Annotated in this window: 24 protein-coding genes, 1 other RNA gene, 1 riboswitch and 1 other annotated feature; of the genes, 18 read left to right on the top strand and 7 right to left on the bottom strand. The window is 41.8% G+C overall.

Going from position 1 to position 26,036, the window contains the following annotated elements; genetic code table 11:
• Window positions 1-2: 2 nt before the first annotated feature.
• Window positions 3-1,148: a class I SAM-dependent methyltransferase gene (locus tag VB077_RS05280; protein WP_323414176.1), complete on the bottom strand. Its 1,146-nt coding sequence runs from the start codon at window positions 1,146-1,148 to the stop codon at window positions 3-5.
• Window positions 1,149-1,420: 272 nt separating this feature from the next.
• Here VB077_RS05280 and VB077_RS05285 point away from each other — a divergent pair, with 272 nt between their 5' ends.
• The 3 genes from VB077_RS05285 (at window position 1,421) to VB077_RS05295 (ending at window position 2,621) form a co-directional block, all read left to right on the top strand.
• Window positions 1,421-1,909 (top strand): DUF4829 domain-containing protein, encoded by a 489-nt coding sequence (locus VB077_RS05285; protein WP_323414177.1) that lies wholly within the window; start codon window positions 1,421-1,423, stop codon window positions 1,907-1,909.
• 126 nt (window positions 1,910-2,035) lie between these two features.
• The gene (locus VB077_RS05290) at window positions 2,036-2,362 is read left to right on the top strand and encodes an AbrB family transcriptional regulator (protein WP_323414178.1); all 327 of its coding nucleotides are present in this window, start codon (window positions 2,036-2,038) and stop codon (window positions 2,360-2,362) included.
• On the top strand, window positions 2,343-2,621 hold the full coding sequence (locus VB077_RS05295; RefSeq protein ID WP_323414179.1) for a hypothetical protein: 279 nt from the start codon (window positions 2,343-2,345) through the stop codon (window positions 2,619-2,621). Before VB077_RS05290 ends, VB077_RS05295 begins: the two co-directional genes overlap by 20 nt.
• Window positions 2,622-2,941: 320 nt before the next feature.
• Here the strand turns inward: VB077_RS05295 and VB077_RS05300 are convergent, their stop codons facing one another.
• The 4 genes from VB077_RS05300 to VB077_RS05315 form a co-directional block, all read right to left on the bottom strand.
• Window positions 2,942-4,258, bottom strand: coding sequence for an efflux RND transporter periplasmic adaptor subunit (locus tag VB077_RS05300; protein WP_323414180.1), 1,317 nt, complete (start codon window positions 4,256-4,258; stop codon window positions 2,942-2,944).
• 94 nt (window positions 4,259-4,352) lie between these two features.
• On the bottom strand, window positions 4,353-6,737 hold the full coding sequence (locus VB077_RS05305) for an FtsX-like permease family protein (protein WP_323414181.1): 2,385 nt from the start codon (window positions 6,735-6,737) through the stop codon (window positions 4,353-4,355).
• Window positions 6,731-7,435, bottom strand: coding sequence for an ABC transporter ATP-binding protein (locus VB077_RS05310; RefSeq protein WP_323414182.1), 705 nt, complete (start codon window positions 7,433-7,435; stop codon window positions 6,731-6,733). Before VB077_RS05310 ends, VB077_RS05305 begins: the two co-directional genes overlap by 7 nt.
• Window positions 7,392-8,117, bottom strand: coding sequence for a TetR/AcrR family transcriptional regulator (locus VB077_RS05315; RefSeq protein ID WP_323414183.1), 726 nt, complete (start codon window positions 8,115-8,117; stop codon window positions 7,392-7,394). The genes VB077_RS05310 and VB077_RS05315 overlap by 44 nt, the downstream gene beginning before the upstream one ends.
• A gap of 637 nt (window positions 8,118-8,754) precedes the next feature.
• On the opposite strand from VB077_RS05315, the gene VB077_RS05320 reads away from it, so the two are divergent.
• From VB077_RS05320 to VB077_RS05350, 7 genes are all read left to right on the top strand, one after another.
• Window positions 8,755-9,303, top strand: coding sequence for a DoxX family protein (locus tag VB077_RS05320; protein ID WP_323414184.1), 549 nt, complete (start codon window positions 8,755-8,757; stop codon window positions 9,301-9,303).
• A gap of 195 nt (window positions 9,304-9,498) precedes the next feature.
• Window positions 9,499-9,849: a transfer-messenger RNA gene (gene ssrA, locus VB077_RS05325) on the top strand.
• Window positions 9,850-10,166: 317 nt separating this feature from the next.
• Entirely contained in the window at window positions 10,167-11,036 is an 870-nt protein-coding gene (locus VB077_RS05330; protein ID WP_323414185.1) for a KilA-N domain-containing protein, read from the top strand.
• 153 nt (window positions 11,037-11,189) lie between these two features.
• Complete coding sequence (locus VB077_RS05335) at window positions 11,190-11,483, top strand: hypothetical protein (RefSeq protein ID WP_323414186.1); 294 nt, start codon at window positions 11,190-11,192, stop codon at window positions 11,481-11,483.
• Between the two features lie 193 nt (window positions 11,484-11,676).
• Complete coding sequence (locus VB077_RS05340; protein WP_323414187.1) at window positions 11,677-12,408, top strand: MerR family transcriptional regulator; 732 nt, start codon at window positions 11,677-11,679, stop codon at window positions 12,406-12,408.
• Window positions 12,409-12,784: 376 nt separating this feature from the next.
• On the top strand, window positions 12,785-14,515 hold the full coding sequence (locus tag VB077_RS05345) for a hypothetical protein (RefSeq protein WP_323414188.1): 1,731 nt from the start codon (window positions 12,785-12,787) through the stop codon (window positions 14,513-14,515).
• Window positions 14,516-14,541: 26 nt separating this feature from the next.
• Window positions 14,542-15,591 (top strand): IS1096 element passenger TnpR family protein, encoded by a 1,050-nt coding sequence (locus tag VB077_RS05350; RefSeq protein WP_323414189.1) that lies wholly within the window; start codon window positions 14,542-14,544, stop codon window positions 15,589-15,591.
• Between the two features lie 317 nt (window positions 15,592-15,908).
• Here VB077_RS05350 and VB077_RS05355 read toward each other — a convergent pair whose 3' ends face one another.
• Window positions 15,909-16,808 carry a LysR family transcriptional regulator gene (locus VB077_RS05355; RefSeq protein ID WP_323414190.1) on the bottom strand — a complete coding sequence of 300 codons (900 nt, stop codon included), beginning with the start codon at window positions 16,806-16,808 and terminating at the stop codon, window positions 15,909-15,911.
• Window positions 16,809-16,929: 121 nt separating this feature from the next.
• Between VB077_RS05355 and VB077_RS05360 the strand changes: the two genes are divergently transcribed.
• Window positions 16,930-18,210 carry an amino acid permease gene (locus VB077_RS05360; RefSeq protein WP_323414191.1) on the top strand — a complete coding sequence of 427 codons (1,281 nt, stop codon included), beginning with the start codon at window positions 16,930-16,932 and terminating at the stop codon, window positions 18,208-18,210.
• Between the two features lie 269 nt (window positions 18,211-18,479).
• Here VB077_RS05360 and VB077_RS05365 read toward each other — a convergent pair whose 3' ends face one another.
• Window positions 18,480-18,797, bottom strand: coding sequence for a metalloregulator ArsR/SmtB family transcription factor (locus tag VB077_RS05365; protein ID WP_323414192.1), 318 nt, complete (start codon window positions 18,795-18,797; stop codon window positions 18,480-18,482).
• Between the two features lie 105 nt (window positions 18,798-18,902).
• Between VB077_RS05365 and VB077_RS05370 the strand changes: the two genes are divergently transcribed.
• The 7 genes from VB077_RS05370 (at window position 18,903) to VB077_RS05400 (ending at window position 25,876) form a co-directional block, all read left to right on the top strand.
• Entirely contained in the window at window positions 18,903-19,256 is a 354-nt protein-coding gene (locus VB077_RS05370) for a nuclear transport factor 2 family protein (RefSeq protein WP_323414193.1), read from the top strand.
• 18 nt (window positions 19,257-19,274) lie between these two features.
• Window positions 19,275-19,637, top strand: coding sequence for a VOC family protein (locus VB077_RS05375; protein WP_323414194.1), 363 nt, complete (start codon window positions 19,275-19,277; stop codon window positions 19,635-19,637).
• A 70-nt stretch (window positions 19,638-19,707) separates the two neighbouring features.
• Window positions 19,708-19,960, top strand: a binding site (T-box leader).
• 65 nt (window positions 19,961-20,025) lie between these two features.
• Entirely contained in the window at window positions 20,026-21,102 is a 1,077-nt protein-coding gene (locus VB077_RS05380; protein ID WP_323414195.1) for an iron-containing alcohol dehydrogenase family protein, read from the top strand.
• A 158-nt stretch (window positions 21,103-21,260) separates the two neighbouring features.
• Window positions 21,261-21,438, top strand: a riboswitch (cobalamin riboswitch).
• 146 nt (window positions 21,439-21,584) lie between these two features.
• Window positions 21,585-22,577, top strand: a complete 993-nt coding sequence (locus VB077_RS05385) for an ABC transporter substrate-binding protein (RefSeq protein ID WP_323414196.1) — start codon at window positions 21,585-21,587, stop codon at window positions 22,575-22,577.
• A 193-nt stretch (window positions 22,578-22,770) separates the two neighbouring features.
• Window positions 22,771-23,829 carry an iron ABC transporter permease gene (locus VB077_RS05390; RefSeq protein ID WP_323414197.1) on the top strand — a complete coding sequence of 353 codons (1,059 nt, stop codon included), beginning with the start codon at window positions 22,771-22,773 and terminating at the stop codon, window positions 23,827-23,829.
• A 1-nt stretch (window position 23,830) separates the two neighbouring features.
• Complete coding sequence (locus VB077_RS05395) at window positions 23,831-24,610, top strand: ABC transporter ATP-binding protein (RefSeq protein ID WP_323414198.1); 780 nt, start codon at window positions 23,831-23,833, stop codon at window positions 24,608-24,610.
• Between the two features lie 54 nt (window positions 24,611-24,664).
• On the top strand, window positions 24,665-25,876 hold the full coding sequence (locus tag VB077_RS05400; protein WP_323414199.1) for an XRE family transcriptional regulator: 1,212 nt from the start codon (window positions 24,665-24,667) through the stop codon (window positions 25,874-25,876).
• The last annotated feature ends 160 nt before the right edge of the window (window positions 25,877-26,036 follow it).

The raw sequence follows: 26,036 nt of genomic DNA on the forward strand, positions 1-26,036 counted from the left end.
TTTTACGGAACTATCGCCCTTATTAACTGGGCCGGCATCTGAATAATACGTTCTTCTTCTGAGTATTTTTGACAGACGCTCTCGCCAAGTTGTTGAAGATTTTCCATTATTTCTTGACGAGCTCTCCAGGGAAGATCCGCCAACTCTTCTTGGAAAAGACCAACCCCATGGATAAAATGTTTTATGACTTTTTCAGGATCATGAAATAGCATTGGATAGGGTGGTTTAAAACTCTCAATTTTAATAAATCCAGTCTTTTGAAAATCTTCTATATATTTTTCCATGGTAAAGAGATAGCTTTTAGGTTGTCCTCTTTTTTTATTGGCTATTCTAAAGATTGGCGCAAACCATTCATTAAAAAAGGGAATCGTTCGAAAATCAAAAGCCAAGGGATGAACCGATCCGACAACTCCTCCAGAACGTGTTACCCTTCGCATTTCTTGAAGGGCCTTTTGGCGATCCGTGAATTGTAAAAAAGCAACACCTATAACGGCATCGAAGGTCCCATCTTCAAAGGGTAAGGTTTCAGCTTTTCCGGCTCGATATTCAACCCAGTATTTATCCTTAGCTTGAGGTTTTGCTTTTGCCCGGTTCATCATCCCGGCAGAAGGGTCAACACATACCAACTTACCAGTAGGGCCTATGAGCTCGGCTAGTCCGGCCTCAAAGGTAAGCGGCCCGCTGCCACTGCCAAGTTCAAGGACTTTCATCCCGGGTCTTATGCCTGTAACATCAATCAATTGCTTGCGCAGCGTCATAGCCTCCGGCCATATTTCTTCAGCGAGTTGCTCGTACTCATCAAATAAGTCAAATTGGGATATATGAAGCATCTGTACCCGCTGCGAAAAATAACCCGATGTCTCTAATGCTTCTTTAAGATTGGCAAGGAAATCCTTTCCTCTTGGGGTTAATTCAATATAGCGTTTATTATTTTGAATGGTAATTTTCATTGTATCGTAGAGAACACCCATCATAAGGTCATCATTCAAACTATAATCAACCCATGGTCGATGCCAACTGCCCAGAAGGAACTCACGCTCCGGAATGCTCCCGTAATAGTCAATGGCATTTAGGTTATCATAAGCCGTTAAAAGACGGTATGTATAAACTAAATTGCCGAAACCATATAACTGACAATAAGCTTCCACCTTTTCAATAGCCTCCAGGGCTATTTTTTCATTTATAAAGATGTAAGAAACCTTAACAAAATGCAAGGTTAGCGACATTATTCGCCAAAGGATTTAGGGTTCTGATGATGAACTTACAATAAAGCGGGAGTATTCTCAAAATTAAACGCCTTGTCGTTTAATAAAATTGCCTCCAGACCATCTTACCTGTAAATAGGATGATTTAATCTTTTATTCCACCATTTATTCCGAATACCCTTACTTTTCTACTACTTAAGAAAATGGAGGTTATTATGCGAAATACCAAAAAGATTAAATATATTTTATTAGTCTTGGTCTCGTTAGGGTTTATCATATTTCTGGTTACTTGGCAATCCAATAAAGCCCAAATAGCCAGCCCCACCTTTCCTCCATATAGTAAAAAGGACTCGAAGGAATCAGAAAAAGTTATACGGGATGCATTTTTTTATGAAAATGAACATGATCTTGAAAAATTAAGAGGATTATATTCTTCTAGGCATGCTAACTCGGATTTTAGATTATTTAATTTATCCAATATCAAATTATTGGAGATAGAATTACCGGAACAGAAGGATTATCCGGCGCTTAATCCCAAATTGAATATAGAAAGAAAAAATATGATTAGGTATAAGGTTAAATACTACGTTGAATTCAAGGATCAAACGATAGAGCCTATGGATAATGGAGAATACGAAATATACTATTTCTTAATCAAAGAAAATAATAGGGGAGATTGGAAAATTGAGAGCACTGGGGTATAGGGATAATGTGCATAAAACGTTCTTTTCGATGGAATAAAGTAAGGACAAGCTAATAAAAATAGAATATAATAAGATCATAACATCGTAAAATCCGATTTTCAGAAATATAAGGGAGCTGCATTAACTATGCAAACTACTGAACGTAGGGTTTCTAAATCGCACATAAGGAACCGTATCAAAAAAGTGGTGATCCGTAATCGTAATCAGATCACTCTTCCGAGAGAATATATCGATTATGTCAAAGTATCCGAGGGCGAAGAACTAGAGTATCAAATTACCGATGATGGAACATTGATTTTCAAACCCGTTGTTACTATTCCGAGAGATCAAGCTTGGTTTTGGACGGAAAAATGGCAAGCTGAAGAAAAAGAGGTCGACGAGGAAATCAGGAATGGAGAAATTAATGAACCTCGAAGCTTGGAGGATTTTATAGATGCCCTTAAGAAACTTTAATAGTTCTAAGCGCTTCGATCGTAACTTTAAAAAGCTGGCTCAAGAAATTAAAGATGCATTTTATAAGCAATTACAACGATTCAAATCCAGTCATCCGGATCTTCATCCTTCTTTAAGGATAAAAGGAGTCCAGGGTACAAAAGGTGTTTACGAGATGACCGTAACGATGGGAATACGGGCAACTTTCGAATACATCGAGGATGGAGTATTATTCAGGAACATTGGCGACGATCACAATGACGTAATTAAAAATGCCTAACACAAAAAATGGGAAGTTAATTCCATCTCATTTAGCGACACTGGGACATATAATAAAGTAAACAAGCCCTCTTTTCTTATCTATCTCACAATAAAGGAGGTTGCCCTATGTTGCTACTTTTGCTTATAATTACTGCCATTATCCTGTACCTGATATTTCATCTCAAAGTTGAGAAGGTCTGACCAAGGATGACAAAGGAATAGTAAGATTCCATTACGTTTAAGCAATAAAAAACACTTGAAAAAAAGGGCAGACGATTTATGTAAGATCGCCTGTCCTTTAGTGTTTTAAAACCTTATGCCTGGCTTCCGCTTTTATTCTTAAGCGGCCTGGACTCGTTTTCCTTCTTTTAGTCCCTTAAGATCAGGATCGAGCAAGATCTGATCACCCTCCTGAATTCCCTGTTCAATGATTGTTTCATTGTTATTTTCTAAACCTTTGACCACAGGTTGCACGCTGGCTTTTCCATCTCGGATCACCCAAAGGGCCTGCCCGTCTTTGAAGGGAAAAAGGGCACTTTTGGGAACAACGAGTCGATTATCTTCCTGATGGGTTACAAATTGCACATCCATACTGCTGCCAAGAACGACCGGAGTATTGCTTTCCAGCAGGATCATGACCTTGACGCGGTTTTCCTTGAGCCCAAGCGGGGAAATGCGTTCAACGGCCGAGGGATCAACCGATTCCACCTTCCCGGTTAGAGAAAGGTTACCTGCACTTGTTTCCTGGATAACTTTAACCGGGCTTCCCGCTTTAACATCCAAAGCATCACTGGCAAGGATGTAGCTTTCAAGATGATATCCTTGATCGGGGGCAATGGAGAGGAGAAGTTGACCGGAGGAAGCGACCATTCCGGTTTTAAATGTAAGATCTTTAACGATACCGTCTTGGGGGGCAACAACCTTTGATTTTTGAATTTTGTCTTCAAGCTGACGGATTTGAGTGTTAAGGGCTTCCCTTTGGCCCGAGAAATAGAGCCCTGTTCCGGAAGCGGGTTCTCCTTGTTCATAGAGAAGCTGAAGGGCAAGCTTTTGTTGTTCAAGATAGTTCTTTGCTTTTTCCGTTTGGTGCTGAGCCTCTTCGTAAGCAGAGAGGGAGATTGCACCTGCTTCATAGAGGGATTTGCTTCGCTCAAGGGCTTTTTCTTGAGTGAGAAGATCCTGCTCGGCAAGGCTAATCAGCAAATTTTGCTGCTGGATTAGGGCGGGTTGAGGCGGATGAGAAGCTTGTTGAAGCTGTCCCTCTAAACTTGTGAGCTGGGCTTTGAGGACATCAACCTGGCTTTGTAAATCCTGAGTCTCCAGTTCGATTAACACCTGTCCCTTTGTCACGGCATCACCGTTTTGGACGTGGATCGCCGCAATTTTTCCATCGACGGAATTATAGAGGGATGATTCATTGATGGCCTGAACCTGAGCTTCTTCGGTAAATCCTCGTGAGAATTCAGAAGGGTGTACGGTTACAACGTTTCCTTTAAGGGGTATAGCGGATGAGATGAGGACACCGGCAATACAAATGAGGGCAATTCCCCCAATAATAAAGACTTTTTTCTTCGGAGTCCGTTTGAGCTTGGATAGGAGTTTAAGCGGAAATCGTTTAGACGAAGATTGTAAAGGGGCAGGGCGTTCGAATGACATCAGGATCCCTCCTAAAATAATTTGAGTCGGTGAAGGTTGCGATAGTTCCACCGGAACTATCGGGAGTCAAAACTCCACCCAGAGAAAGTTGCCTTTATTCCTTTGTAGCCAGGATTTCGACAAAGGGCAGCGTTTTAATCCTCCGGTAAGTACGGGCCTGGGCGACCCATACGGAAAAGAGAGTTCCGGCTGCAGCGCCGATGAGGGCTGAAAGGGGAAGCTCGGCAGGTATGGAATATAAATCAGTGCTTAAACCTTGGGCTATTCCGGAGAGAAGCCCGTAAGAAAGCGGAATCCCCAGGATAATCCCGCAAACCGTCAAGGTCCATTGTTCCGAGGTAATCACGCGCAGCACTTCTTTGGGAGTCAGGCCCAGAACCCTTAAAGAGGCGAGTTCCCGCTGTCGTTCGGAGAGTGAAATAATACTTGAATTATAGATCAGGGCAAAACCTGCAATCCCTGCAAGAACGGCCAGAAAATAAACGGTGAAGCTGTAAGACCCCATCATTTTCTCGATTTTGTCCTTGCTTTCTTGACTGTCTTCAATTGAGCTGACGAGGTTTGCATCCTGAAATTTATCCTTGAAGGTGCTGATTTCCTCGGGATTCATTTTAATTAACATCGAAGTGCTGATTTCACCCTGCTGAAGAAAGTCTTGCAGCGCCTGAATGTCCATAAAGGCATTAAGACCGACGTACTGAGGGACAATGCCTTGAACGACTAAGGTCTGCTTATTGACATCAGTACTGATCCGTTCTCGGCTCAGCGGGCTTTCAACGGTGAGGGAATCCCCGACCTTAACCTGGAGCAGCTTGGCTAAACGGTCGGAAACCAGAATGCCGTTGGGGGGGACTTTCACGTTTTGGTCTTTTTTATCCAAGATGTTATACAGTGTTGAATCCTGTGTTAATCCCATAATGGGCACTTCTTTTTTATACCATTGATGTTTCAGGGTTGCGGGAACCTCCAATACAGGTTCTACCTTAGAAACCCCCGGTTCATGGGCAAGGGAATAGACCGTGGCTTTTGTACCAACAGGGCGGGTCAAGGAAAGTTTCACATCATAGGTTTGAACACTGTCAAACTGAAATGTTGTGAGTTTATCCATCATGTTCTGCATTGACCAGGAAACGCTCATTAAGCTAAAGACGACAGCCATACCCAGGACTGTAATCAAACTTCTCGCCGGAACTCGGAAAATGTTGCGAATACCCATTTGAGCTTGAGCGGAAAGTTTCCGCCATAGAGAAGTGAACTGCTCAATCTTTGTTTTGCGGGTTGAAACGGGGGCAGCCGGCCGCATGGCTTCAGACGGATCTAAACGGAGAATATTAAGACTGCCTTTGATTCCGCTGAGAAGACTAAAAGCAAGGGAGAGCGCAATGCCCAGGAATAAATATTTTAGAGAAAAGGTACTTCTAAGGCCGGGAAGCGCGAAATATTCCTGATAAAGTGTTGTCAGCGGAAAAGAGAGCGCGATTCCTAATATTCCCCCCAGGAGTCCGCCCAAGCTTCCAATGAAGAGGGGATACGAAAGATAGTGCCGGATGATTTCCCGGTTGGTAAAGCCCAGCGCCTTGAGCATCCCGATGATGCCCCTTTGCTGCTCGATCAGGCGCAGCAGCATCGTATAGAGAATGATTGCCGCTACACCGAGGAATACGATGGGCAAAGTTTGGGCTGTTCCTTTGAGGGAAGTTAATTCATTGCTTAAGATCGCATGGCTGGTTTGATCTTTGCGCGGAATGATGTTTTTGACGCCATAACGCTTAAGGGTTGTTTGCAAGGTATCCTTAACCGCAGCAAAATCAGTGCCGGGTTTAAGTGTAAAAACGAGATTATTGACTTGGTTGGCTTCCTTAACGAGGGCATTAAGCGTGTTTTTGGGGATATAGCCAATCCCAAACGTTTGGGGATCGGGATAAAGATCTTGGGGGCTTTTAAGGGCATAAATAAATTCCGGACTTTGGGCGGATCCTACAATCGTGAAGCTGATCCGTTTCCCCTCAAGGATTAAGGTCAGTTTATCGCCGAGGGAAAGATGGTTGGCTTTATAAAATTTAGGATCAACGAGGATCTCTGCGGCACCGTCAAGGGGTAAGCGGCCATCTTCGATTTGCAGCTGATTCAGCGTTGAATCAGCGGGCGAGTTTAAGGAAACAAGGCGTAAAGAGCGGTTGGAAGAACTATTTTTATCATAAAGATTGACATCCTTAACGATACGCCCCTCGATTTGATCAATACCGGGAAGGTTAGCCAGCGCCTGAACCTTGTTTTCGGGATACCCTGTTAACTGAATAAAGCCGTCCGCAAAATGAGTGCTTTGGTAGAAATCCTGCTGGGCGCGCTCTAAATTTTCATAGACGATTGACATGGAAGTATAGGCCAAAAGGCCGATGGCAATAACAATGATGCAAGCCACATAAACGCCTTTATTGTCCTTGATTTCCCTTATCACTTTTTTATGTAGAACTACCATGTGAGTTCCTCCGGTGCTAATGGATGCTCATTAACGGTAATATGATCAATGATCCCATCTTTAAGAAAAAGAACTCGATCCGCCATTTTAGCAATCTCACTATTATGAGTAATGATCAAAATCGTCATGTGATAGTTTTGATTTAATTGCTTAAGTGCCATTAAAACCTGGATTCCGGTTTGAATATCGAGAGCTCCGGTGGGTTCATCACAGAGAAGCAAAGCGGGATTTTTGACGATGGCACGGGCTATGGCGATGCGCTGCTGCTGGCCTCCTGAGAGCTGTGAAGGAAAATGGTCTTTTAGGTCCTCTAGGCCAACATCGGTGAGGACCTTTTCAACTTCAAGGGGATGTTCGGCGATGTCTGCGGCTAATTTGACATTTTCATAGGCGGTTAGATTTGGCATGAGATTATAATGCTGAAAGATAAACCCCACTTCTTTTCGCCGGTAAAGGGTAAGTTCAGCATCGCTTGCTTTATGAAGGGGCTGACCTTGGTAATGAAGTTCACCTTCGGTGGCTTGAGTCATTCCTCCCAGAATGTTTAATAGAGTTGTTTTACCGGAACCGCTTTGGCCCAGGATGATAATGAACTCTCCTTCAAGGATCTGAAAATCAATGCCTTTAAGCACTTCTGTCTCGACAGTTCCCGTTTTAAAAATTTTTCGGATTGCTTTGCCTTCGAGCAGGGTCGTCATCGTGTTCACCTCCCAAGGGGGATTTATTGGCTAAACCGTGGGCTAAGAGATCAAGCATCTGATCCAAGTGCTTGAGAGACTGAGGATCTTTTAACAGGGATATTTCATCGATTGAAGGGTTAGCTGCTATCGTTTGAAGCTGAAAAATATAGTATTCACTAAGGGAAGCACTCCAGATCCCCAGAAAATGGCCGGCCAAAAGCGGATCAATCTGCGGGTTAATCTGGCCCAGCTCAATTCCCTTTTGAACCATTCGTGTATAAATATCCTGAGCTTTTAGGAGTTGTTCCCCCATGACCTCATCTTTAAGGGCCTTATTCGGTTCCTTGAGAAAATTATTGCCGATGGCCAGAAGCTCAGGATTTTCTTCTGCGAAGCGAAGACCGGCTATACAGAGATCGCGAAGGGTCTGAAAGAAGTCGAAGCCCTTGCCTTCAAATTGAGGGACATGTTCTTTGAGATATGAAATCTTTCGTTCGCCCGTAAGATCAATAATAAATTTATATAAGTCTTTGAGATCATTAAAGTATTGATAAAAACTGCCGCGGGGAATCCCCGCCATTTTAATGATATGCGCAACACTTGCGTGATCAAAGCAAAGGGTTGCAAATTCTTTAAGTGCGGCGTTGATAATCCGTGTTCTTTTTTCTTCGGGCAAATTGAAGAAGGTCTGAGTCGGCAAAGCAACCATCCTTTCCGGTTAAAGGATAATCAGGATATGACAGTAATGTCACTTAATACTATAAATATATGACGAAGGTGTCATAAGATCAAGATATATTTCAGCGAAAGTTATCCGATGACTAACCGCCACTAAGATTCCCGCTTCCTAAGTGGGAGATAAGTGGCGCTAAGTCCCTGGACATAGGAAGCTTGTTTGCTTTGCAAGCTTAGCTGACTTGTCCTCTGCGGGGATAAGTCAGCTAACTTCAAAAACAAGTGCGATAGTTCCACCGGAACTATCGGGAGTCAAAACTCTGCATGAGGTAAGTTTCCTTTATCTTTCGTTAACGGCGATGTTAACTTGAGGAGTTAACAGTACCGTTAACTTAATGAAAAGTTAACACAAGAAAAGCCTATAATTCAACATTTTATGTTGGCATGCTTTTTGCACTATTATAGTTCGTCATTATTTGATAACTGTTATTCGTGATAATTTTAATTAGAACTATTTTAGTATGAAATAGCAGTGATCAGATATTAGAAGAAAATAAGGAGGAAAGGGATAGGAGGAAAGAGATTTCAACGTGTTCCAATAGGTCTTATTTATTTAACTTAATCTTTGGATCGTACCTAAAGTTAATAAGGGGGAGTAAGTTATGACAGATTACATTAATTTTGTGAAAGCTCAATTAAAGGATTGGAAAGTTGCCGTTTTAACACTTGTTTTAACCGTTGCCAGAATTCTTTTTGGATATGCTTGGATTACAGCTGGATTTGAAAAAGCTACAACATGGCTTTCTGATGGGAAACTCAATTCAATCGGATTAGTTAAAGGAATGGTTAATAATCTAGCTGCTGCCGGTCACCCAGATCCGCTCGGTATCACCCATTGGTATGGCTGGGTTGCTAATGTTCTCTTTGTGAATACGATGCCTGCACTTACTGACGTAATGGTTGTTATTTTTGAAATCGGATGTGGTTTATTCTTCCTTCTAGGCTTTAAAGTGTTCTGGGCTGGTCTAGTCGCTTTATTCATGAATCTCCAATTCATGGCAGCCGGTTCCTATAATAACTTTGGTTATATTTGGACTGACTTGGCCTTAGCTAAATTTGCTAAATATGCTGAACTTATTGGGGTTAGCGGATATCTTGCTTCTAAAAAGAATAATGGTTTAGCAACAGGCGCTCAACAAGCTGCAAAATAATTTTATCCGATGACTTCTAGAGAATATTGGCCGGTAGTTATAATATAACTGCTGGTCTTTATTCTTTATATGATAAAAAATAAAGTTGTTGTGACTGGAATTCTTATCAAAAAAACCTAAAGAAATCAAGTGAAACTAAGATGTGCCTCTATGAAATAATAGAAAAAATGGTATACTATGATTGTAATAAATTTCGGGGGTGTTTTAGACTCGCTCGGGGAAGCGGTGGCAGAAGTTGCGCGTCGAGATCCCACCTGGCCTCGTTAAACGGTGGACCTTAATAGTTAACAACGATAATTACGCTCTAGCTGCTTAATTGCCGCTAGCATCCTGCCTTCTGCGCCTACGATGAAGGGTCAGGGTGTCAAAACAGTAGGACTGCTCTGATGACAATTCTCGGAGTCATTAGCTAAGATTATCGAGATAGCCTTGGACGGATCCTGTCTTCTGGAGACTAAGAGGCGAATTTTAAAGAGAAGACTACACGCGTAGAAGCTTTTGTGGCAGCTCTTCGATACAGGGGTGCAAGTCCCCTCACCTCCACCAAAATGAATGACGGTTGATGTTTTGAAACATTCTTTTTGGAATGTCTGAATGACATCTTATTTGACCTAACTTTCCAAGTTAAAAGTAACATGTTAACTCTTGTTTTAGAGATAACATGTTTTTTTATTAATAGACAGGATTTAAATCATGGGTATGATAGTCAAAGACCACCATATCTTTTTTATATTGCCGTGGGGAACATATGTTTGATATAATTTTATGTAAGAAAAAGGATATATACTAATCGAAAATTTGATCAGCTACTTTCTTCGATACCCATTTATAGTTTATTATCCTGGCGAAAAGGAAGTGACCAAATGACCCTGGATAAAAAGTGGAAAGGTACAATTTATGCCGATGGTCAAGAAATAGCAGTCTTTTCTAGTGGAGATAATAATGATTACATTTCCCTTACAGATATTGCACGATTTAAAAGTGATGAGCCGAACGATGTGATTCGGAACTGGATGCGCGGGAAAGATACTTTAGAATTTCTTGGATTTTGGGAACAACTAAACAACTCAGATTTTAAACCCGTCGAATTCGAGGGGTTTAAAATGCAGGCCGGTTCTAACGCTTTTACTATGTCCCCACGAAAATGGATCAGCGGGACGAATGCCATTGGAATCATTTCACGTTCTGGTCGTTATGGTGGTACTTTTGCTCACAGAGATATCGCTTTTGAATTTGCTTCATGGATTTCAGCAGAGTTCAAGTTATATATCATCAAAGATTATCAACGACTTAAGTTAGATGAAAATAGTCGTCTTTCATTGGATTGGAATCTTAATCGTATCCTTGCGAAAATCAATTATCGTATTCATACGGATGCTATTAAGGAGAAATTGATCCCGGCGGATATTTCACCTCAGCAGAAAAGCATTACCTATGCAAATGAAGCGGACGTATTGAATGTGGCTTTATTCGGTCAAACGGCGAAAGAATGGCGAACAGCCAATCCTGACACAAAAGGGAATATTCGGGATGAAGCTTCACTTCAACAGCTCATTATACTAGCGAATCTCGAAAGTTTAAATGCGGAATTCATTCGTCAAGATATACCGCAAAATGAGAGACTTTTACGTCTGAATATAAGTGCACAGCAGATGATGAGGTCACTTTTGCAAAGCGCAAGTATGAAAAAGCTGAATGCCTTAGGTACAGCCAAATTTCCGAAAGAGAATTAAATTATTAACAATATTTGTAAAGGAGGGGATAATTCAGAAAATAATACATAATAATTTTGGGGAAATCAGAAGATAAAAAGGTCCTATAGGAGTTAACTCATGTAGTCCATGGATGTAACATATTTGAACTGTGGGCAAGGTTATGATTCCTAAATGTACTCCTGGCAAATATATGGTTCGTATAGCGAGGAAAATCTTATTAAAGACTTGGCTGTAGAAGGTGTTTTTGGCAACTTTATAGTTGATGGCAGACTTATGGGTATTGTCACACTTTTCAGCGTTTTGGGGAAAATCAAGCATCGTTTAGGCGGTGCTTTTTTCGCTTTTTGCATCCCCATCGTTAAATTATGCACTCCTCTCGGGGACGAACCTGACCTTTCGTTAAAAAGTATAGGAATCGTTAAAAGGTTTGAGAAATCGTTAAAAGGTATAAAATGGGGATATTAAAATGTACCCATAAAATAGATAGCAAAAGGGTGTAGAGTCCCGACTTGCGGATAGGTGATGCGGATAGGTGATAAGGTTCATATCGATTCAGGTCAGGGAAAAAATATAAATGTTTAAAATACACTTGATCCTAACGTAACGTCAGGATATAGAATACAATTGCCGGCAAAATTATTTCGTACGAAATGAGGGGATGATTATCCAGAAAAAACTTTGGAAAGTGGGAGAATTGGCTAAACAAACCGGAATTACTGTTCGGACACTTCACCATTATGATCAGATTGGTTTGCTTTCTCCTTCGCAACATTCAGATACCGGTCATAGGCTTTATAACGAAGCAGATATTGCCAGACTTCAACAAATCATGTCACTTAAACAACTGGGTTTTGCTTTAGAAAATATTAAAAAATTAATGGCAAACCCGAACTTTAATCCGGTTAAAGTCATCGAGATGCATTTGGAAAGTCTAAAGGAGCACATTCAGTTACAAGAAGAGATGTATAGCCGGTTGGAAGGAATATGTAACCTGCTCCAGACTCGACAAGACGTTAATGTCGAGCAGTTTATAAAATTAATTGAGGTGATCAACATGGATGTCAACACTTATTTCACGAAGGGGCAATTAGAAAAACTCAACAAACAAGCTGAGCTACTTGGTCAAGAAAAGATAAAGGAAGTTCAAGACGAATGGCCTGTTTTAATTGCCAAGGTGCGTGCGGAATTAGAAAAAGGCACACCGTCTGGGAGTCCTGTGGTTGTGGAATTGGCCAAACGTTGGCAGGAGTTGGTCGGTATGTTTACGGGTGGTGACCAGGGGATAACCCGAGAAGCGGAACAATTATACAAAGAAAATCCTGATATGGCGATGCAATTTGGGATAGACAAAGAACTTTGGAAATATATCAGTAGGGCTATGAAATCTTAAAGGAAAGATGCCAGGATGTTATTACGTTCTGGCATCTTTGTTAATCAGTACTTTATTTGTCATCGTAGGAAGGAATTAATTGATATTTATGGAATTGAGTGAACAACAATATTGTTAGCCTTTCCGGCCACTTCATAGATAGAAATCACCCGCCGGGTGCGGTGGATGGCGTGAGGTGGGAACAGTCCTTGAAAAAGGTCCTGTTCAGTGAGATGATAAAAACAACGGCCGTAATGCTTGACCCTTTAAAATACTTTATAATAAGTCCAAAATAATTATCTTAAATAAGCCGGCATTAGTGCGGTACATTGGATAATTTAATGCGTATTGCAATGTATCCTGAGTTCCCGGAATGTGAAAGCTGAGGATGAACAAAATGAATCTGCGTAACTTCGAAAACTTTATGGATAAAAAAATCTTGGCGAGAGGCTTAGACTACTATGAAAATGAATGCGTTTCCTCCATTGAAGAAAGAAACGCTAACGAATATGAAGCTGAGGTTGAGGGTACAGATCTCTACATTGTGAAAGTCGAACTTGATGATCAGGGCAATATCATCCATACAGAATGTGACTGTCCCTATGACCTGTGTGAATATTGTAAGCACCAAGTAGCCGTTTTTATGGTATTGCGGGATATGTTAAATAAGTCAGTAGATGGAAAAGAAATCGAAGCTAAAGGGCCTGATGCAAGTGTGAAGATAAATAAGATTCCTGTGATGAAAAAGGTCAAGAGTACAGATATCAAGAAAATACTATCCGAGCGAACCAAGGGTGAACTCGTAGAGTTTCTTTATAATCTTGCTATGGAATATGAAGAAATCAAGCAACGGATCGAATTAAACTTTGACAGCGAAAATGATGCGAAAGAACTCCAGCGATGTATGAAGCTGATTCAAACATATATTAACAAAAATGCTGATCGGTCGGGCTTTATTTCTTATAGTGATGTGTATGACGCCGTAAAAGGTGCCGAAATGGTTTTGGAAAAAGCGCGGCATGCTTTTGATCAGGATAAAATAATGCATTCTCTTGATCTTATTTTATGTGTTGTACATGAAATGGTGGATCTGCTCCAGTACTGTGATGACTCTGACGGTATCGTTGGTGGTGTCATTGATGAAAGTTTCCAACAGGTTGACGAACTTTTAGAGACTGAAGATTTAGGCTCGCATGGGAAAGAACGAATTTTCGAAAAGCTGATTGAAGAAGCATCCAATCCCCGGTACGAGGGGTGGTCTGATTGGCGCCTTGATTGGCTCGATAAGTGTTCCCGGCTTGTTGACAGTCAAAAACTGCGAAATAAGCTCGAAGCTTGCTTGCTAGAGCTAACGGAAAGAGAGAAAGGAAGTTCTTGGAGCACGGATTATTTCAAGGAAAGGGTCAATTTAATCCGGTACCATTTAATTGAACGCTGCGATGGCCGGGAAAAGGCTGTGGAGTTTATCGAACAGAACCTGGATTTCTCAGAGTTTAGGGCCATGGCCATTGAACAGGCCATGAAGGAGAAGGATTATACGCGCGTGATTCAGCTTGCTCTTGAGGGGGAAGCACATGATAAAAATAGGTGGGGTTTGGTCAAACAGTGGAAGGAAAGCCGATATAAGGCCTGCAGTTTTTCGGGAAAACTTAACGATCAGCGCAGCATTGCGATGGACTTGATCTTGGATGGAGATTTTGCCTATTATCAGGAGCTTAAGAGTACGTATGACCCAAAGGAATGGCCTGCGATTTATCCTAAAATTATTGTTCTGTTGGAGAATCAGAAAAAAACGCATCAGTATGTATATACTCGGATTTTGATTGAGGAAGGTGAAAAGCAAAAACTGCTTGAACATGTTCAAGGAAGTCCATCCTTAGTGGAGAGTTTTTACAAGTATCTTCTTCCCGACTTCAAGGAAGAGGTCTATGCAATATTTAGGCGTTATATAGAAGAGGCCGCTGCCAAGGCTAATTCCCGCAAAGATTATCAAAGGGTTTGCCAGATTATCCGTTCTTTGAAAAAAGCCGGTGGGAGTGAACACGCCAGACAATCTAAACTGAGGTTGATGGAAAAGTATCCAAGAAGACCGGCCTTTAGAGATGAGTTGACCAAGATTAAACTTTAGAACGAAGAGAATTGAAGGAGGACAAGATGAAAAACAAAATAAGCGGTAATAAAGATGAATTTACATCGGTTCATCTTCATTTGGAACTGAAAGATGAGTTCCTGACGGAATATCAGAGAAGAATGCTTAAAAGATATGGGGAATCTTCGACGGGTGAGGCTATATGCAGGGATATTCTTATACCATCCGATATGCCGCTTCATAACCTGCACTATGCAATCCAAAAACTCTATGGCTGGCAAAATTCACATTTGCGCCGTTTCCTTCTACCGGAAGAAGTTTATCAAAAACTGACCGGCGGTACTGTTAAAGGATGGGCGAATTTAGTGGGGACCTTATTTCAGCCGCCGTCCGAATCAGAGGAAGATATTTTCTGGGATGATGATTATGAAAAAGGCAGTGCAAATGCATGGCTTAAGAAGAAATATGTCGGACCGTATTTTTACGGCGGGGAGTTGGAGCATCCGAAAATTGCGCAAAAAGATGTGCAGCAGCTCATGGATGAATTTAAGATGATTGATGTCAAAGAGCCATTTCAAGATTTCATGGCCCGAGCTGAACAGGATGGAGACAGGGAAATCAAAACTTTGCGCCAAGCCCCTTTGATTGAGTTGACTCTTGAAGAAATGAATTCGTCTTTTATCATTGAAGGTGGAACAGAAAGTTTGTTGGAACGACTGGAAGTCAGCAAAGTTTTAGCAGACAAAGATGAAGAGCTTGATGAAAAAAGACTGTTTCCCGTAACAAAGGAACTGATTTATAATTATGATTTCGGTGATAATTGGACGATTATCATAACCAAGGAACGGGATTGCGGGGATTTGCTGAAAAGTGGGTTGGTTTCCCATGAAGAGATTGACGATGCGAATGAAATTGTACTGAATGAGCATAGACCGGTTTGCATTCATAAAGACGGTGTTTCTTTGCTTGATGATGTAGGCGGACTAAGCGGATTTGCCGATTTTTTAGGGTCTGTTTATGAAAGTGACGACAAAGAAGAAAGAAATGAACTTCGTGCTTGGGCCAAGAGCCTTGGCTGGAGTGAAAAAAAGACGGCTAATAAAAGGATATTATAGAGGTCTCCACGTTTCATTCCACCCATAGATTTTGAAGGTGAATGTCGGATGGATTCGTGTTAAAAAATTTGTTGCAAAATTTATGATACGAGGGGGTAAAGAGAGATAAAGAGGCTTGTCATTTTGAACGAGGTGGCTTGCCAGGTCTTCCTTGGAATTAAACTCATACGAATCCAATATTGTTACTTGCTAATCCATAAGATCAAGGTAATGACGCTAAGTATTAAAGCGAGAGTACTGATGGTCAGGGTGACTTTTTCAATTGATTTCATGGCCGTCACTCCTTTGATTTTTATGATGGGGATAGTAGAAAACTTTTAATTTTGTCGCCATTTTACAGCATGTTGTCTAACAAGAAGCAAGAATTCATGCAATGCTGGGGATAACCATTTCTTTCTGTGAAACGCAATCTGGGTGGCTAGACGTTCTTGTCTGTCATCCCATGCCAGTAGAACGAGTTTACCTTCACGCACCTCATTTTGCACGGTGATAAGCGGGAGAAGTGAAAGACCCAGTCCTGACATAACACAGTTTTTAATGGCTTCAATGCTCCAAAACTCAAGGTCAGGATTGAGAAAGATTCCGTGGCTGTTAAGATGGTGTTCAAACAATGCACGGTAGGTACATCCCTGCTCGGTTTGAAGTATAGTTTCGTCTTTTAAATTGGCAGGTTCTACATGCTCACAATGGACAAGCGGATGGTCCGGTGGTGCAATGAGAGCCATTTTTTCGTGTACGAGGGTTTCAATGTGCAGATCCCGGTCTTCCGTCTCCGGTTGTAGCAGAAAAGCAAGATCCAATTCTCCTGAGCGGATAAGGTCACGTAATTCCCAACATACACCGGGCTTTAAAATAATATTGACTTCCGGATAACGGCTTTTATATTCACGGATAATATCCGGTAAGCGAAAGGCAGCCAGCGATTCCGGAGCGCCAATCGTCAGTGTACCTGCAAGAGCAGTGTCCGACCGGATCGCCTCTTTAGCCAAGGTATGCATTTTATTAATTTCTTGGGCGTACGGGATAAGTCGCCGTCCGGCATCGGTGAGGACAATTGTTCTGCCTAACCTGTCAAATAAAGGTGTTTCAAGTTCTGCTTCGAGTGCTTGGATCTGAGCGGTTACGCTTGACTGGGCGTATCCCAACTTATTAGCGGCGCGGGTAAAACTACCCGTTTCGACCACAACAAGAAATGTAAACAAATTACGCAATTCCAATTCCCAATCTCCCTTTTATCATCGATTTTTACGATGTATATCATCGGAATCTTCCGTTTTCCTGATAATATCATTATCTGATACTATTAGAGAAAGCTCAAGTGAGACGGGAGAGAAAATGATGAGTAATGAAAGTAGACTTAACGGTACTATCGGATTGCCGCAGGCGATAGCTCTATATATCGGAGCCGTATTAGGATCGGGAGTTCTAATCGTTCCCGGGTTGGCAGCAGAGATAGCCGGCCCGGCTTCTTTGCTGGCGTGGGGACTTATGACTTTGCTGATATTGCCACTAGCATTGTCTATGGGGCTGCTCTCGTCTAAGTTTCCGAACGCTGGAGGGGTTTCCTATTTTGTAACAAGGGCATTTGGACCGGAAGCTGGATCGCTTGTTGGCTGGTTTTTCCTCATGTCTGTACCGATTGGTGCTCCTGTGGCTGCCTTGACGGGTGCCGGCTATATGTCAGCAGCTATGGGCTGGGGTGATGGTATGCGAGTAACCCTGGCAGCCGTAATGCTCGCGGTTGGACTATTAATTAACTTTGTCGGCATGAAAGTAGCTGGTCAGGTGCAAATTGCTGTTGTCCTGGCAATCGTTGTTATGTTGATGGTAGTCATTATAGGGGCCGTACCTAATATTGAGTATGTGAATTTTAAGCCTTTCATGCCCCATGGCTGGTTGAGTGTAGGACAGGCTGCTTCTATTTTGTTCTGGTGTTATATCGGGTGGGAGGCGGTCTCCCATTTATCCGAAGAATTCTTAGATCCGCAACGTGCAGCGGTCAAAGGAGTAACTATTGCTGCTGTCATTGTTGGGTTACTGTATTTTCTAACGGCATTTGCCACTGTTGGGACACATAATTACAATACAACAGGATCGGATGTTTCGCTCGTATTGGTTATAAGTAAGCTTTTTGGGCAATGGGGGGCTTTAGCTGCCGGATTAACAGGTGTGTTCATATGTACTGCGACTATTATCGCTTATGAGGGTGCAGCTTCCCGTCTTGCGTATGCCTTAGCCCGAGAGGGGAAGGCTCCACGTTGGATGAGTGTTTTGTCAAAACGATTTGGCACGCCAATCGGTGGAATTGCCTTTCTTGCCCTATGCTTTGTGGTTGTTCTTTATATATATGCCAGTGGAACAATTTCCCTAACAACCCTTATTCAAATACCAAATGCAACCTTTATTCTTACATATCTTGGCGGCTGTGCAGCCGGAATCCGGCTGTTAAAAGGAAGTTTTTGGGGAGTACGCATAAGCTGGCTTTCCTTCCTTTCAACAGCGGTTGTATTTCCATTCGTTGGCTGGGCAATTTTCTACCCATTGGTCATTATGGCCGGTTTTTGGATAGCAAGACAATTAAGAAATAAAAACAGTTTGCCATATAAGTTCCGCTGCTAGATTTATATAAAGTTTTCCCCTTGCTCAGACCTGACGGCTTATGGCGTACAGCCGGGATACCCGATGGATTTGGAGTTGGAGGAAAACGATATGAATCATGCATAAGCCGGCGTGAATAAAAAGTCCAGTATTATACTGGACTTTTCGGGTTTTTAGGGCAAATTAAGCATCGTTTATTAAGGTAGGGGTTGAGTGCCGGAGATCCTAAGAAAAATAATTCCGGTCGGTGTTGAGTTAACTTTGACTGGCAATTTTCTAAAGCATAGTGGTTAGGTTAAATTCGAATAAGAAGCAGCGTCTAAAATAGAGCTCAGTAATCCGGAAAAGCGGATATCTAGGTCATTATTACGAAGCGAAAGAAAATGCTGAGTTCCCTCGATACGAACGTTAATTATGCCCGATTCACGCAGTACTTTTAGATGATGAGATAGTGTCGATTTTGGAACTGAGAGCGCGAGTGAACCACAAGACAGGTCACTATTTTTTGCTAATTTAACGACGATATCTAAACGAGTTGGATCACTCAGTGCGTAAAGAACCGATGTTAAATTAATATCATTAATGTTTGGATGAATTGGTTTTTTCAAATGATTCACCACCGAATAAAATATTATTGTTGCCATTATATCACAAAGCATAGTATAATTCTATTGTTCTAACGTTGTAGAACAATAGAAGGAGGAGATGTAACCGTGACCACTCTTGACCAGTATTTTCAGTTGTCTGACTCGGCGGGGGCAGATGAGATTATTTTTGAAAAACTAATTAACTTATTTTCCGAACAAGCTGTACTAAAACCGGCTGGTGCAAAAGAAATAAAGGGTAAAGAAGCAATAAGAAAATTCTTTAAAGAGTTCTTTAGGAGAAATGAAGAGTTACATCATGTTTGGCAAACACAGCCATCTGGGCAAAAACTCGAAACAACTTGGGCGGTTTCCGGTCGAAGGATTGATGGTGAGATTTTTTGTCTAAAAGGAATAGATATTGCTGAATTGGATGAAATGAACAAAATTAGAACTTTAGAGGTCCAATTCAAAATTCAATAGAATCGAGGGGCATGAATAATGAAAATACTCAAAACTCTAATAAGGGTAACCGTTAATGATTTAGACTCAGCTTTATCATTTTACGAAAATCTTCTGGGTATAAAAGCCCAGTCGCGGTTTGGTTACCCTGAAATGAAATTGGAATTGGCAACCGTAGGAGATATATTATTAATCGCCGGTTCGAAAGAGGTCCTAAAACCTTTTCAAGATACAAACGGAACTTTTCTCGTTGATTCTGTCGAGGAATTTAAAAATTATCTTGAGCAACAGGGAGGAAAAATTATCGGTAGGATTAAGGATGTCCCGACAGGTCGGAATATGATAGTTAAACACCCTGACGGAGCCGTAATTGAGTATGTTGAACATTTCAAGCAGGTATAGCTTAGGTAGGAAAGCATTTGACAAAAGCTATAATTGATTGTAGTATGTTATCAATACAATTTAAAATTTCGTAAATACGATGATTGAGAAGAGTAAATTCTGTAACATGGAAAAGAGAGCTTATCATGGGTGGAAGATAAGATGTGTGAAAGAATTAAAAATCACTCATGAGTAGCAAGCTGAATGATACTTATTGTGTAGGCAACACCGGCTGCAACCGTTATATTGCCGCATATTGAATAGGATTTCCTTGAGATATGTTGAGAGGTTACTTCTGGTAACAAATAGGGTGGTAACGCAGAGTTATAGACTTTGTCTCTAATGATTGAGATAAAGTCTATTTTATTTCTGGAATGATTTTTGGAATAAATAAAGGGAGGGGTTCAAGATGAGTGCTTATAGTGTCTTTTTACCAAACTACAGTATCGGGGATGACGTATACAAAGAAATTCCTAAAATTTGCGAACCTTATGGTAGGAAAGCAGTTGTTATTGGCGGTAAAACAGCCATGGCGAAAGCCCGGGAAGCCCTTTTAGAAGGGATTAAAGGATCAAAGATTGAGATCGTCGATTTTATATGGTTTGGCGGCGACGCTTCGTATAAGAATGTCGAGATGCTTAAGAAAAATCTAATCGTGGCTAACGCTGATATGGTATTTGCCGTAGGGGGCGGAAGAAGTCTCGACACAAGTAAAACGATGTGTGATCAGATAGGAAAGCCTATTTTCACTTTTCCCACGATTGCTTCCAATTGCGCGCCCGTTACAGCGGTAGCCGTTATTTATGATGATAATCATGTTTTCCAAGAATTATATTTCCCGAAAAAGCCGGCTGCCCATAGCTTCATTAATACGAAGATAATCGCCGAAGCCCCCAGTCATTTTATCTGGGCCGGCATCGGAGATGCTTTATCCAAAGAATATGAATGTACATTTTCCTCAAGAGGGGATCAACTGGACCATACGAATCTTTTAGGGGTTGAAATAAGCCGCCGCTGTGCAGAACCTCTTCTAAAGTATGGCCGGAAAGCGTATGAGGATGCTGAAGCTCATCGCGTGACTTTTGACTTGGAACAAGTTATTCTTACGATCATGATTACAACCGGTCTTGTGTCTGTATTGGTTGCCAATGATTATAACAGTTGCCTGGCTCATTCCGTTTATTATGGTTGTACGACCTTAGAAAAAATTGAAAAGAATCACCTGCATGGTGAAGTGGTTTCTTATGGAGTTCTCGTTCTGTTGACGTGTGACAAGCAATTTGAAGAACGTGACAGGGTCTATCGTTTCAATAAGAGCATAGGACTTCCCACCTGTTTAGCCGATATTGAAGTGGATGAAAAAGATCTGGATAGAGTTCTGGATAAAGCGATGGAAACAGGCGATATCAAGCATGTTCCGTATCAAATAACAAGAGAAATGATTTATAACGCCATCATGGATGTAGAAAAACTAAAACAATCGTAAGAATGTAAGAATCGTAAGAATCTACACACACCCATAAACTACCCTTCTACGTTGTTTGGACTGAACGTTAGGAGGGGTTTTCCCACTCCCTTCCATATTAAATGATTGGCTTAATGAGATGATGTAGATTATAATAGAGCCAATGGGTAAACTAAAACTCAATATAACCGTGAATAGGTTCCCCTGAAGGGGAAAGAGGGAAGCCGGTGGAATTCCGGCGCGGTCCCGCCACTGTAATTTGGAATGGTATTTTGCCAAAGGCCACTGTCTACGGATGGGAAGGCGCAAAATACTTTGCCATAAGCCAGGAGACCTACCTATTCATAAGAAACGTACGACCCTTCGAGGACAAGGATTAAGCGTCTCGTTGCAGCCATCCGCTGCAATTCTGCATTCGCCAAAAACTCTTCCAGCCATGGGGTCGGAAGAGTTTTTATATTTTGATCTCAGGGTAACTGAGATTATCGAAAGGGAGATTCATGATGTCCAAAAATTCCCCACTATGCAGAAAACACGCCCTTGCTTTATGGCCACTGATCACAGTACTCATTTTATCTTTACTGGCAGGGTGTGGAACAACTCCGGCCAATCCACCGGCAACCGCTAATAACGCTCAAGACTCAAGTGCGGCTGTGCAAACAACCTATCCCCTTAAAGTTACGGATGATTTCCAACATGAGGTTTCAATTCCCGCTCAACCGAAACGCATCGTCTCCCTCGTACCGGCTGTAACAGAAACGCTATATGCTCTAGGTATAGGGGACAGTGTCGTAGGGGTAACAAAATTTGATGACTATCCCCAAGAAGCGCAGCAAAAAGCCGAGTATGTATTTGACGATAGTCTCAAACCGAATACGGAGCAAATTTTGAAGTTAAATCCTGATCTCATTATTCTGGGCATGCAGGATGAGAAAACGGTTACCGCGATTCAGAATTTGAAAATACCTGTCGTCCAATTTAACCCTCAGACGCTTAGTTCTACTTATGATACACTATTAAAAATTGGGCAGATTACGAATAAACAAAATGAAACCCAAAAGATGGTTAGCGCGATGCAACAGAAAGAAAAAGATATCGAACAAAAAGTAGCGGGAATAAAGGATAGCGATCGTCCCAAAGTCTGGGTTGAAGTCGATCCCAATCTCTTTACAGCGGGTGAGGGCACTTTCCTGAACGAGCTCATTACCAAAGCGGGTGGCAAAAATATCGCCGGCGATGTTCAGGACTGGGCACAATATAGCGCTGAACAGGTCATTGCCAAAAATCCGCAAGTTATTTTCAATACTTATTCCTACTATATCCCTAATGTTAAAGAAACGATCCTAGCTCGTCCCACTTGGCAAAACATCGATGCCGTTAAAAATAAACGGGTGGTCGATTTGGATAGTGATATGGTGACACGACCCGGCCCACGTATTGTTGACGGTATGGAATCCATAGCTAAAGCCCTATATCCGGATTTATCCGATGACTAACCGCCACTAAGTCCTTGGACATAGGAAGCTTGCTTGCTCTGCAAGCTTAGCTGACTTGTCCTCTGCGGGGATAAGTCAACTAAACTTCGGAAACAAGTGCGATAGTTCCACCGGAACTATCGGGAGTCAAAACTCCACCCGAAGTAAGTTTCCTTTATCCCAGTAAGTTCACAGAAGAGAGGAGAAGAGCCATATGGAATCACGACCCCGATCCCGGTCCAAAATGAATCCCCCCATAATCCTTCTCTTGCTCTTCTTTCTTCTTTTTTCCATTCTTTTGAGCGTGATGATTGGGTCTGTACGCCTTCCGTTCGATCTAACCGGAAAAATTCTGCTCAGCCATCTCCCTTTTTTTCATATCGAACCGGCCTGGACCCAGGCCCAGGAGACCATTGTTTGGCAATTGCGTTTACCCCGCGTTTGTTTAGCCCTGCTCGTGGGGGCGATGCTCTCTTCGGCTGGCGTATCTTTTCAAGGCATTTTACGTAATCCTTTAGCAGACCCTTATATTCTTGGCATCTCTGTGGGAGCCGCTTTTGGCGCCGCTGCCTCGATCTTGTTTTTCAGTCATACTGCCTATATGGGTCACTTTTTAAGTCGATTCAGCCTTCCGCTTTTTTCCTTCCTTGGAGGGCTTTTATCTTTAGCTTTCGTCCTTACGCTCGCCAAACATGAAGGTCAACATGACCGTGAGACCTTAATTCTGGCCGGCGTCGTCGTCCAGTCGTTGATTGGCGCCTTTCTTTCCTTTATGATTGCCGTTTCCGGTCAACAGATGCAGGAAATCGTATTCTGGATGATGGGCAGTTTGGCCAATCGGAGTTGGTCGGATGTAGCCCTCCTTGTTCCGTATTTCATCATTGGGATCCTTTACCTTCTTCTTCAGGCGCGTGACCTCAATATCATATCTTTGGGAGAAAGAGCAGCTATGCATCTTGGGATGAATGTAGAAAAGAAAAAGGTTGGCATCCTCGTGATGGGGTCGCTGCTTACTTCAGCAGCGGTATCTGTCGTCGGTATTATCGGGTTCGTCGGTTTGATCGTTCCCCATCTGGTACGCCTTGTGGTTGGCCCTGATCATCGCGTCCTGCTCCCTGTCTCCACCTTAGTCGGTGCTATTTTTCTCCTTTGGTCTGACACCCTTGCCCGAACGTTACTTGCCTCCCGGGAGATTCCCATTGGCGTGATTACAGCTTTTGTTGGCGCTCCGTTCTTTGCCTATTTGCTGAAGCGCGGTTTAAGGAGGGGTTAAAATGAGCGAATTCTCAATCTGGAAAGTCTGCCATCACTTCGGAGATTTTCCGGTTCTCCAAGATATTTCCTTTGAAATCGAGAAAGGAGATATCTTTGGGATCATTGGTCCGAATGGCAGCGGGAAATCAACGCTCATTCGCGCGATGAGTGGTTTATTCACCCCCCAGTCCGGGGAAATCCTTCTTCAAGGCCGCTCCCTTTCTCAGTTTAGCAAGAAAGAATTAGCCCGCTGTATTGCCGTACTCGAGCAAGAAGGCCCAACTCCACTCCCCTTCACAGTAGAACAAATCGTCGCCATGGGGCGTTATCCCTGGCTAAGACCATTAGCCGGCTTAGGCGAGCATGATCACCAAATGATCGAGAATGTTTTGAAGACGCTGAAGCTCTGGGAGATGCGTCATCAAAAAGTGAATATCCTTAGCGGCGGACAACGTCAACTTGTTTCTCTTGCTCGAGCGATGGTTCAGGAACCTCAAATTTTAATTTTAGATGAGCCTACAACGTATCTCGATATTGGGCATCAAATCCTTGTCATGGAACATGTCCGCCATTATCATTTAGAAAATAATCTTACTATTATAATGGTTTTGCATGATCTTAATTTGGCGGGGCAGTACTGTCAGAAACTCCTCCTTTTAGATCAGGGAAAAGTAAAAACATGGGGCACAAGAGAGGACGTCTTAGAAGAACATACCCTAGCCCAGGTTTATAAAACGGATCTTATCAAGATAAAACACCCCACTCTCGGTGTTCCCCAATTTCTCTTAACGAGCCGTTGAAAATCCAAACCTAACGACGAAAAATAGCCATCTTGGAACTTGGGGGTAATAATTATGTTTGTTGGTAAGACTTTAACCAACATCCGTCTTCTTAGTGGATATACTAGAAAACAGCTTGCGGATATGCTCCAACTTACCGAACAGGCAATATGGCAATATGAAAATGGGTATTTGGCCCCTAAGTTAGAAGTTGTCAATGAACTTAAAAGAATCTTTGGTGTTAAAAGCAAATATTTTTATACAGATGATATATTGTCTCAACAAAGCCCGGAAGAAATTAATCAGAACTTTATCGCCTATAGAGCAACAACCCTAAATAGTATTCAAAAAACGCAATACGAGGCTAAGCACCTTGAATTCATTAATGCTTTTTTAAAAGTAATCGAACAGAACTTGTCTTTTCCCAAAAACCATATCTACGACCTACGAGAAAAAGTGATTGGGATCATTAGCGATGATAGTTACGAAAGACGAGAAAAAATTATTCATGCCGCAAACTATGCAAGAGAGTATCTCGGCCTAAGTAATATTGGAAATAGTAATCTGTTATTTGTACTTGAAAAGAAAGGTACCTTTATTTTTGAAAAAGCAATTGGGGAAAAAATTGATGCCTATAGTGTATGGTCAGAGAGCGGGAGACCTTATATCATACTGGGAAACATTAAAAAATCCGCCGTTAGGCGAAATTTTGATCTTGCCCACGAATTGGGACATTTATTACTACATTATAAAGTGGAGTTTTCTTCTTTGGATAAAAAATCCTATCGCGAATATGAAAATGAGGCTAATCTATTCGCTGCATTTTTCTTACTCCCTGAAAAGGCTTTTAAAGCCGACTTCCTTAGCCTGACAAAAACGTCAAATCCCGATTCTTATGTAGAAATGAAGAAAAAGTGGTTTGTCTCTATACAGGCCCTTGCTCGTCATGCATCTTCATTAGACCTTTTGAGTTATCAACAATATCGCTATTTCAATATGATGATAAACAAAAAGGGCTACAGAATCATCGAACCTCTTGACACCGAATTAAAGGTTGCCAGACCCGGGAAAGTAAAAAGTATACTCCAACTTTTATTCGAAAATAGACGCATTACATTAAATTCTTTACTCAATACTTTCTCGGTCGATAAAGAATTCTTGTCAAAATTATTGGGAATTGAGGATGCTTTTTTTGATATGCATATGGTAAATGGTACCAGGAAATTTAATGTAACGGATTTAACCTCGTGCGGCAAGAAGTCTCCCTCCTCTTTAGGTGGGGGATGAATTGCCGCCTTTCTTTTCCGAGGTAATTGCGATGTTCTAGAAGTCAAGTGGGACAAGAGCTGAGGAGAACGCAAAAATATATTTTCCCCCAAGAAACATGCCATGAAAGGTTATGTTGCCCCACGCTCCAACACTTAATTCCGTAAAAAATAAGCAGGTA

The organism is Desulfitobacterium sp. (genome assembly GCF_034927245.1).
Classification (GTDB): Bacteria; Bacillota; Desulfitobacteriia; order Desulfitobacteriales; family Desulfitobacteriaceae; genus Desulfitobacterium_A.

Excerpts from the sequence above, each read along its gene's own strand:
- VB077_RS05285 (WP_323414177.1), top strand. The coding sequence starts at position 1,421 with ATGCGAAATACCAAAAAGATTAAATATATTTTATTAGTCTTGGTCTCG.
- VB077_RS05290 (WP_323414178.1), top strand. The coding sequence starts at position 2,036 with ATGCAAACTACTGAACGTAGGGTTTCTAAATCGCACATAAGGAACCGT.
- VB077_RS05295 (WP_323414179.1), top strand. The coding sequence starts at position 2,343 with ATGCCCTTAAGAAACTTTAATAGTTCTAAGCGCTTCGATCGTAACTTT.
- VB077_RS05300 (WP_323414180.1), bottom strand. The coding sequence starts at position 4,258 with ATGTCATTCGAACGCCCTGCCCCTTTACAATCTTCGTCTAAACGATTT.
- VB077_RS05305 (WP_323414181.1), bottom strand. The coding sequence starts at position 6,737 with ATGGTAGTTCTACATAAAAAAGTGATAAGGGAAATCAAGGACAATAAA.
- VB077_RS05310 (WP_323414182.1), bottom strand. The coding sequence starts at position 7,435 with ATGACGACCCTGCTCGAAGGCAAAGCAATCCGAAAAATTTTTAAAACG.
- VB077_RS05320 (WP_323414184.1), top strand. The coding sequence starts at position 8,755 with ATGACAGATTACATTAATTTTGTGAAAGCTCAATTAAAGGATTGGAAA.
- VB077_RS05330 (WP_323414185.1), top strand. The coding sequence starts at position 10,167 with ATGACCCTGGATAAAAAGTGGAAAGGTACAATTTATGCCGATGGTCAA.
- VB077_RS05335 (WP_323414186.1), top strand. The coding sequence starts at position 11,190 with ATGTACTCCTGGCAAATATATGGTTCGTATAGCGAGGAAAATCTTATT.
- VB077_RS05340 (WP_323414187.1), top strand. The coding sequence starts at position 11,677 with ATGATTATCCAGAAAAAACTTTGGAAAGTGGGAGAATTGGCTAAACAA.
- VB077_RS05345 (WP_323414188.1), top strand. The coding sequence starts at position 12,785 with ATGAATCTGCGTAACTTCGAAAACTTTATGGATAAAAAAATCTTGGCG.
- VB077_RS05350 (WP_323414189.1), top strand. The coding sequence starts at position 14,542 with ATGAAAAACAAAATAAGCGGTAATAAAGATGAATTTACATCGGTTCAT.
- VB077_RS05360 (WP_323414191.1), top strand. The coding sequence starts at position 16,930 with ATGAGTAATGAAAGTAGACTTAACGGTACTATCGGATTGCCGCAGGCG.
- VB077_RS05375 (WP_323414194.1), top strand. The coding sequence starts at position 19,275 with ATGAAAATACTCAAAACTCTAATAAGGGTAACCGTTAATGATTTAGAC.
- VB077_RS05380 (WP_323414195.1), top strand. The coding sequence starts at position 20,026 with ATGAGTGCTTATAGTGTCTTTTTACCAAACTACAGTATCGGGGATGAC.
- VB077_RS05385 (WP_323414196.1), top strand. The coding sequence starts at position 21,585 with ATGTCCAAAAATTCCCCACTATGCAGAAAACACGCCCTTGCTTTATGG.
- VB077_RS05390 (WP_323414197.1), top strand. The coding sequence starts at position 22,771 with ATGGAATCACGACCCCGATCCCGGTCCAAAATGAATCCCCCCATAATC.
- VB077_RS05395 (WP_323414198.1), top strand. The coding sequence starts at position 23,831 with ATGAGCGAATTCTCAATCTGGAAAGTCTGCCATCACTTCGGAGATTTT.
- VB077_RS05400 (WP_323414199.1), top strand. The coding sequence starts at position 24,665 with ATGTTTGTTGGTAAGACTTTAACCAACATCCGTCTTCTTAGTGGATAT.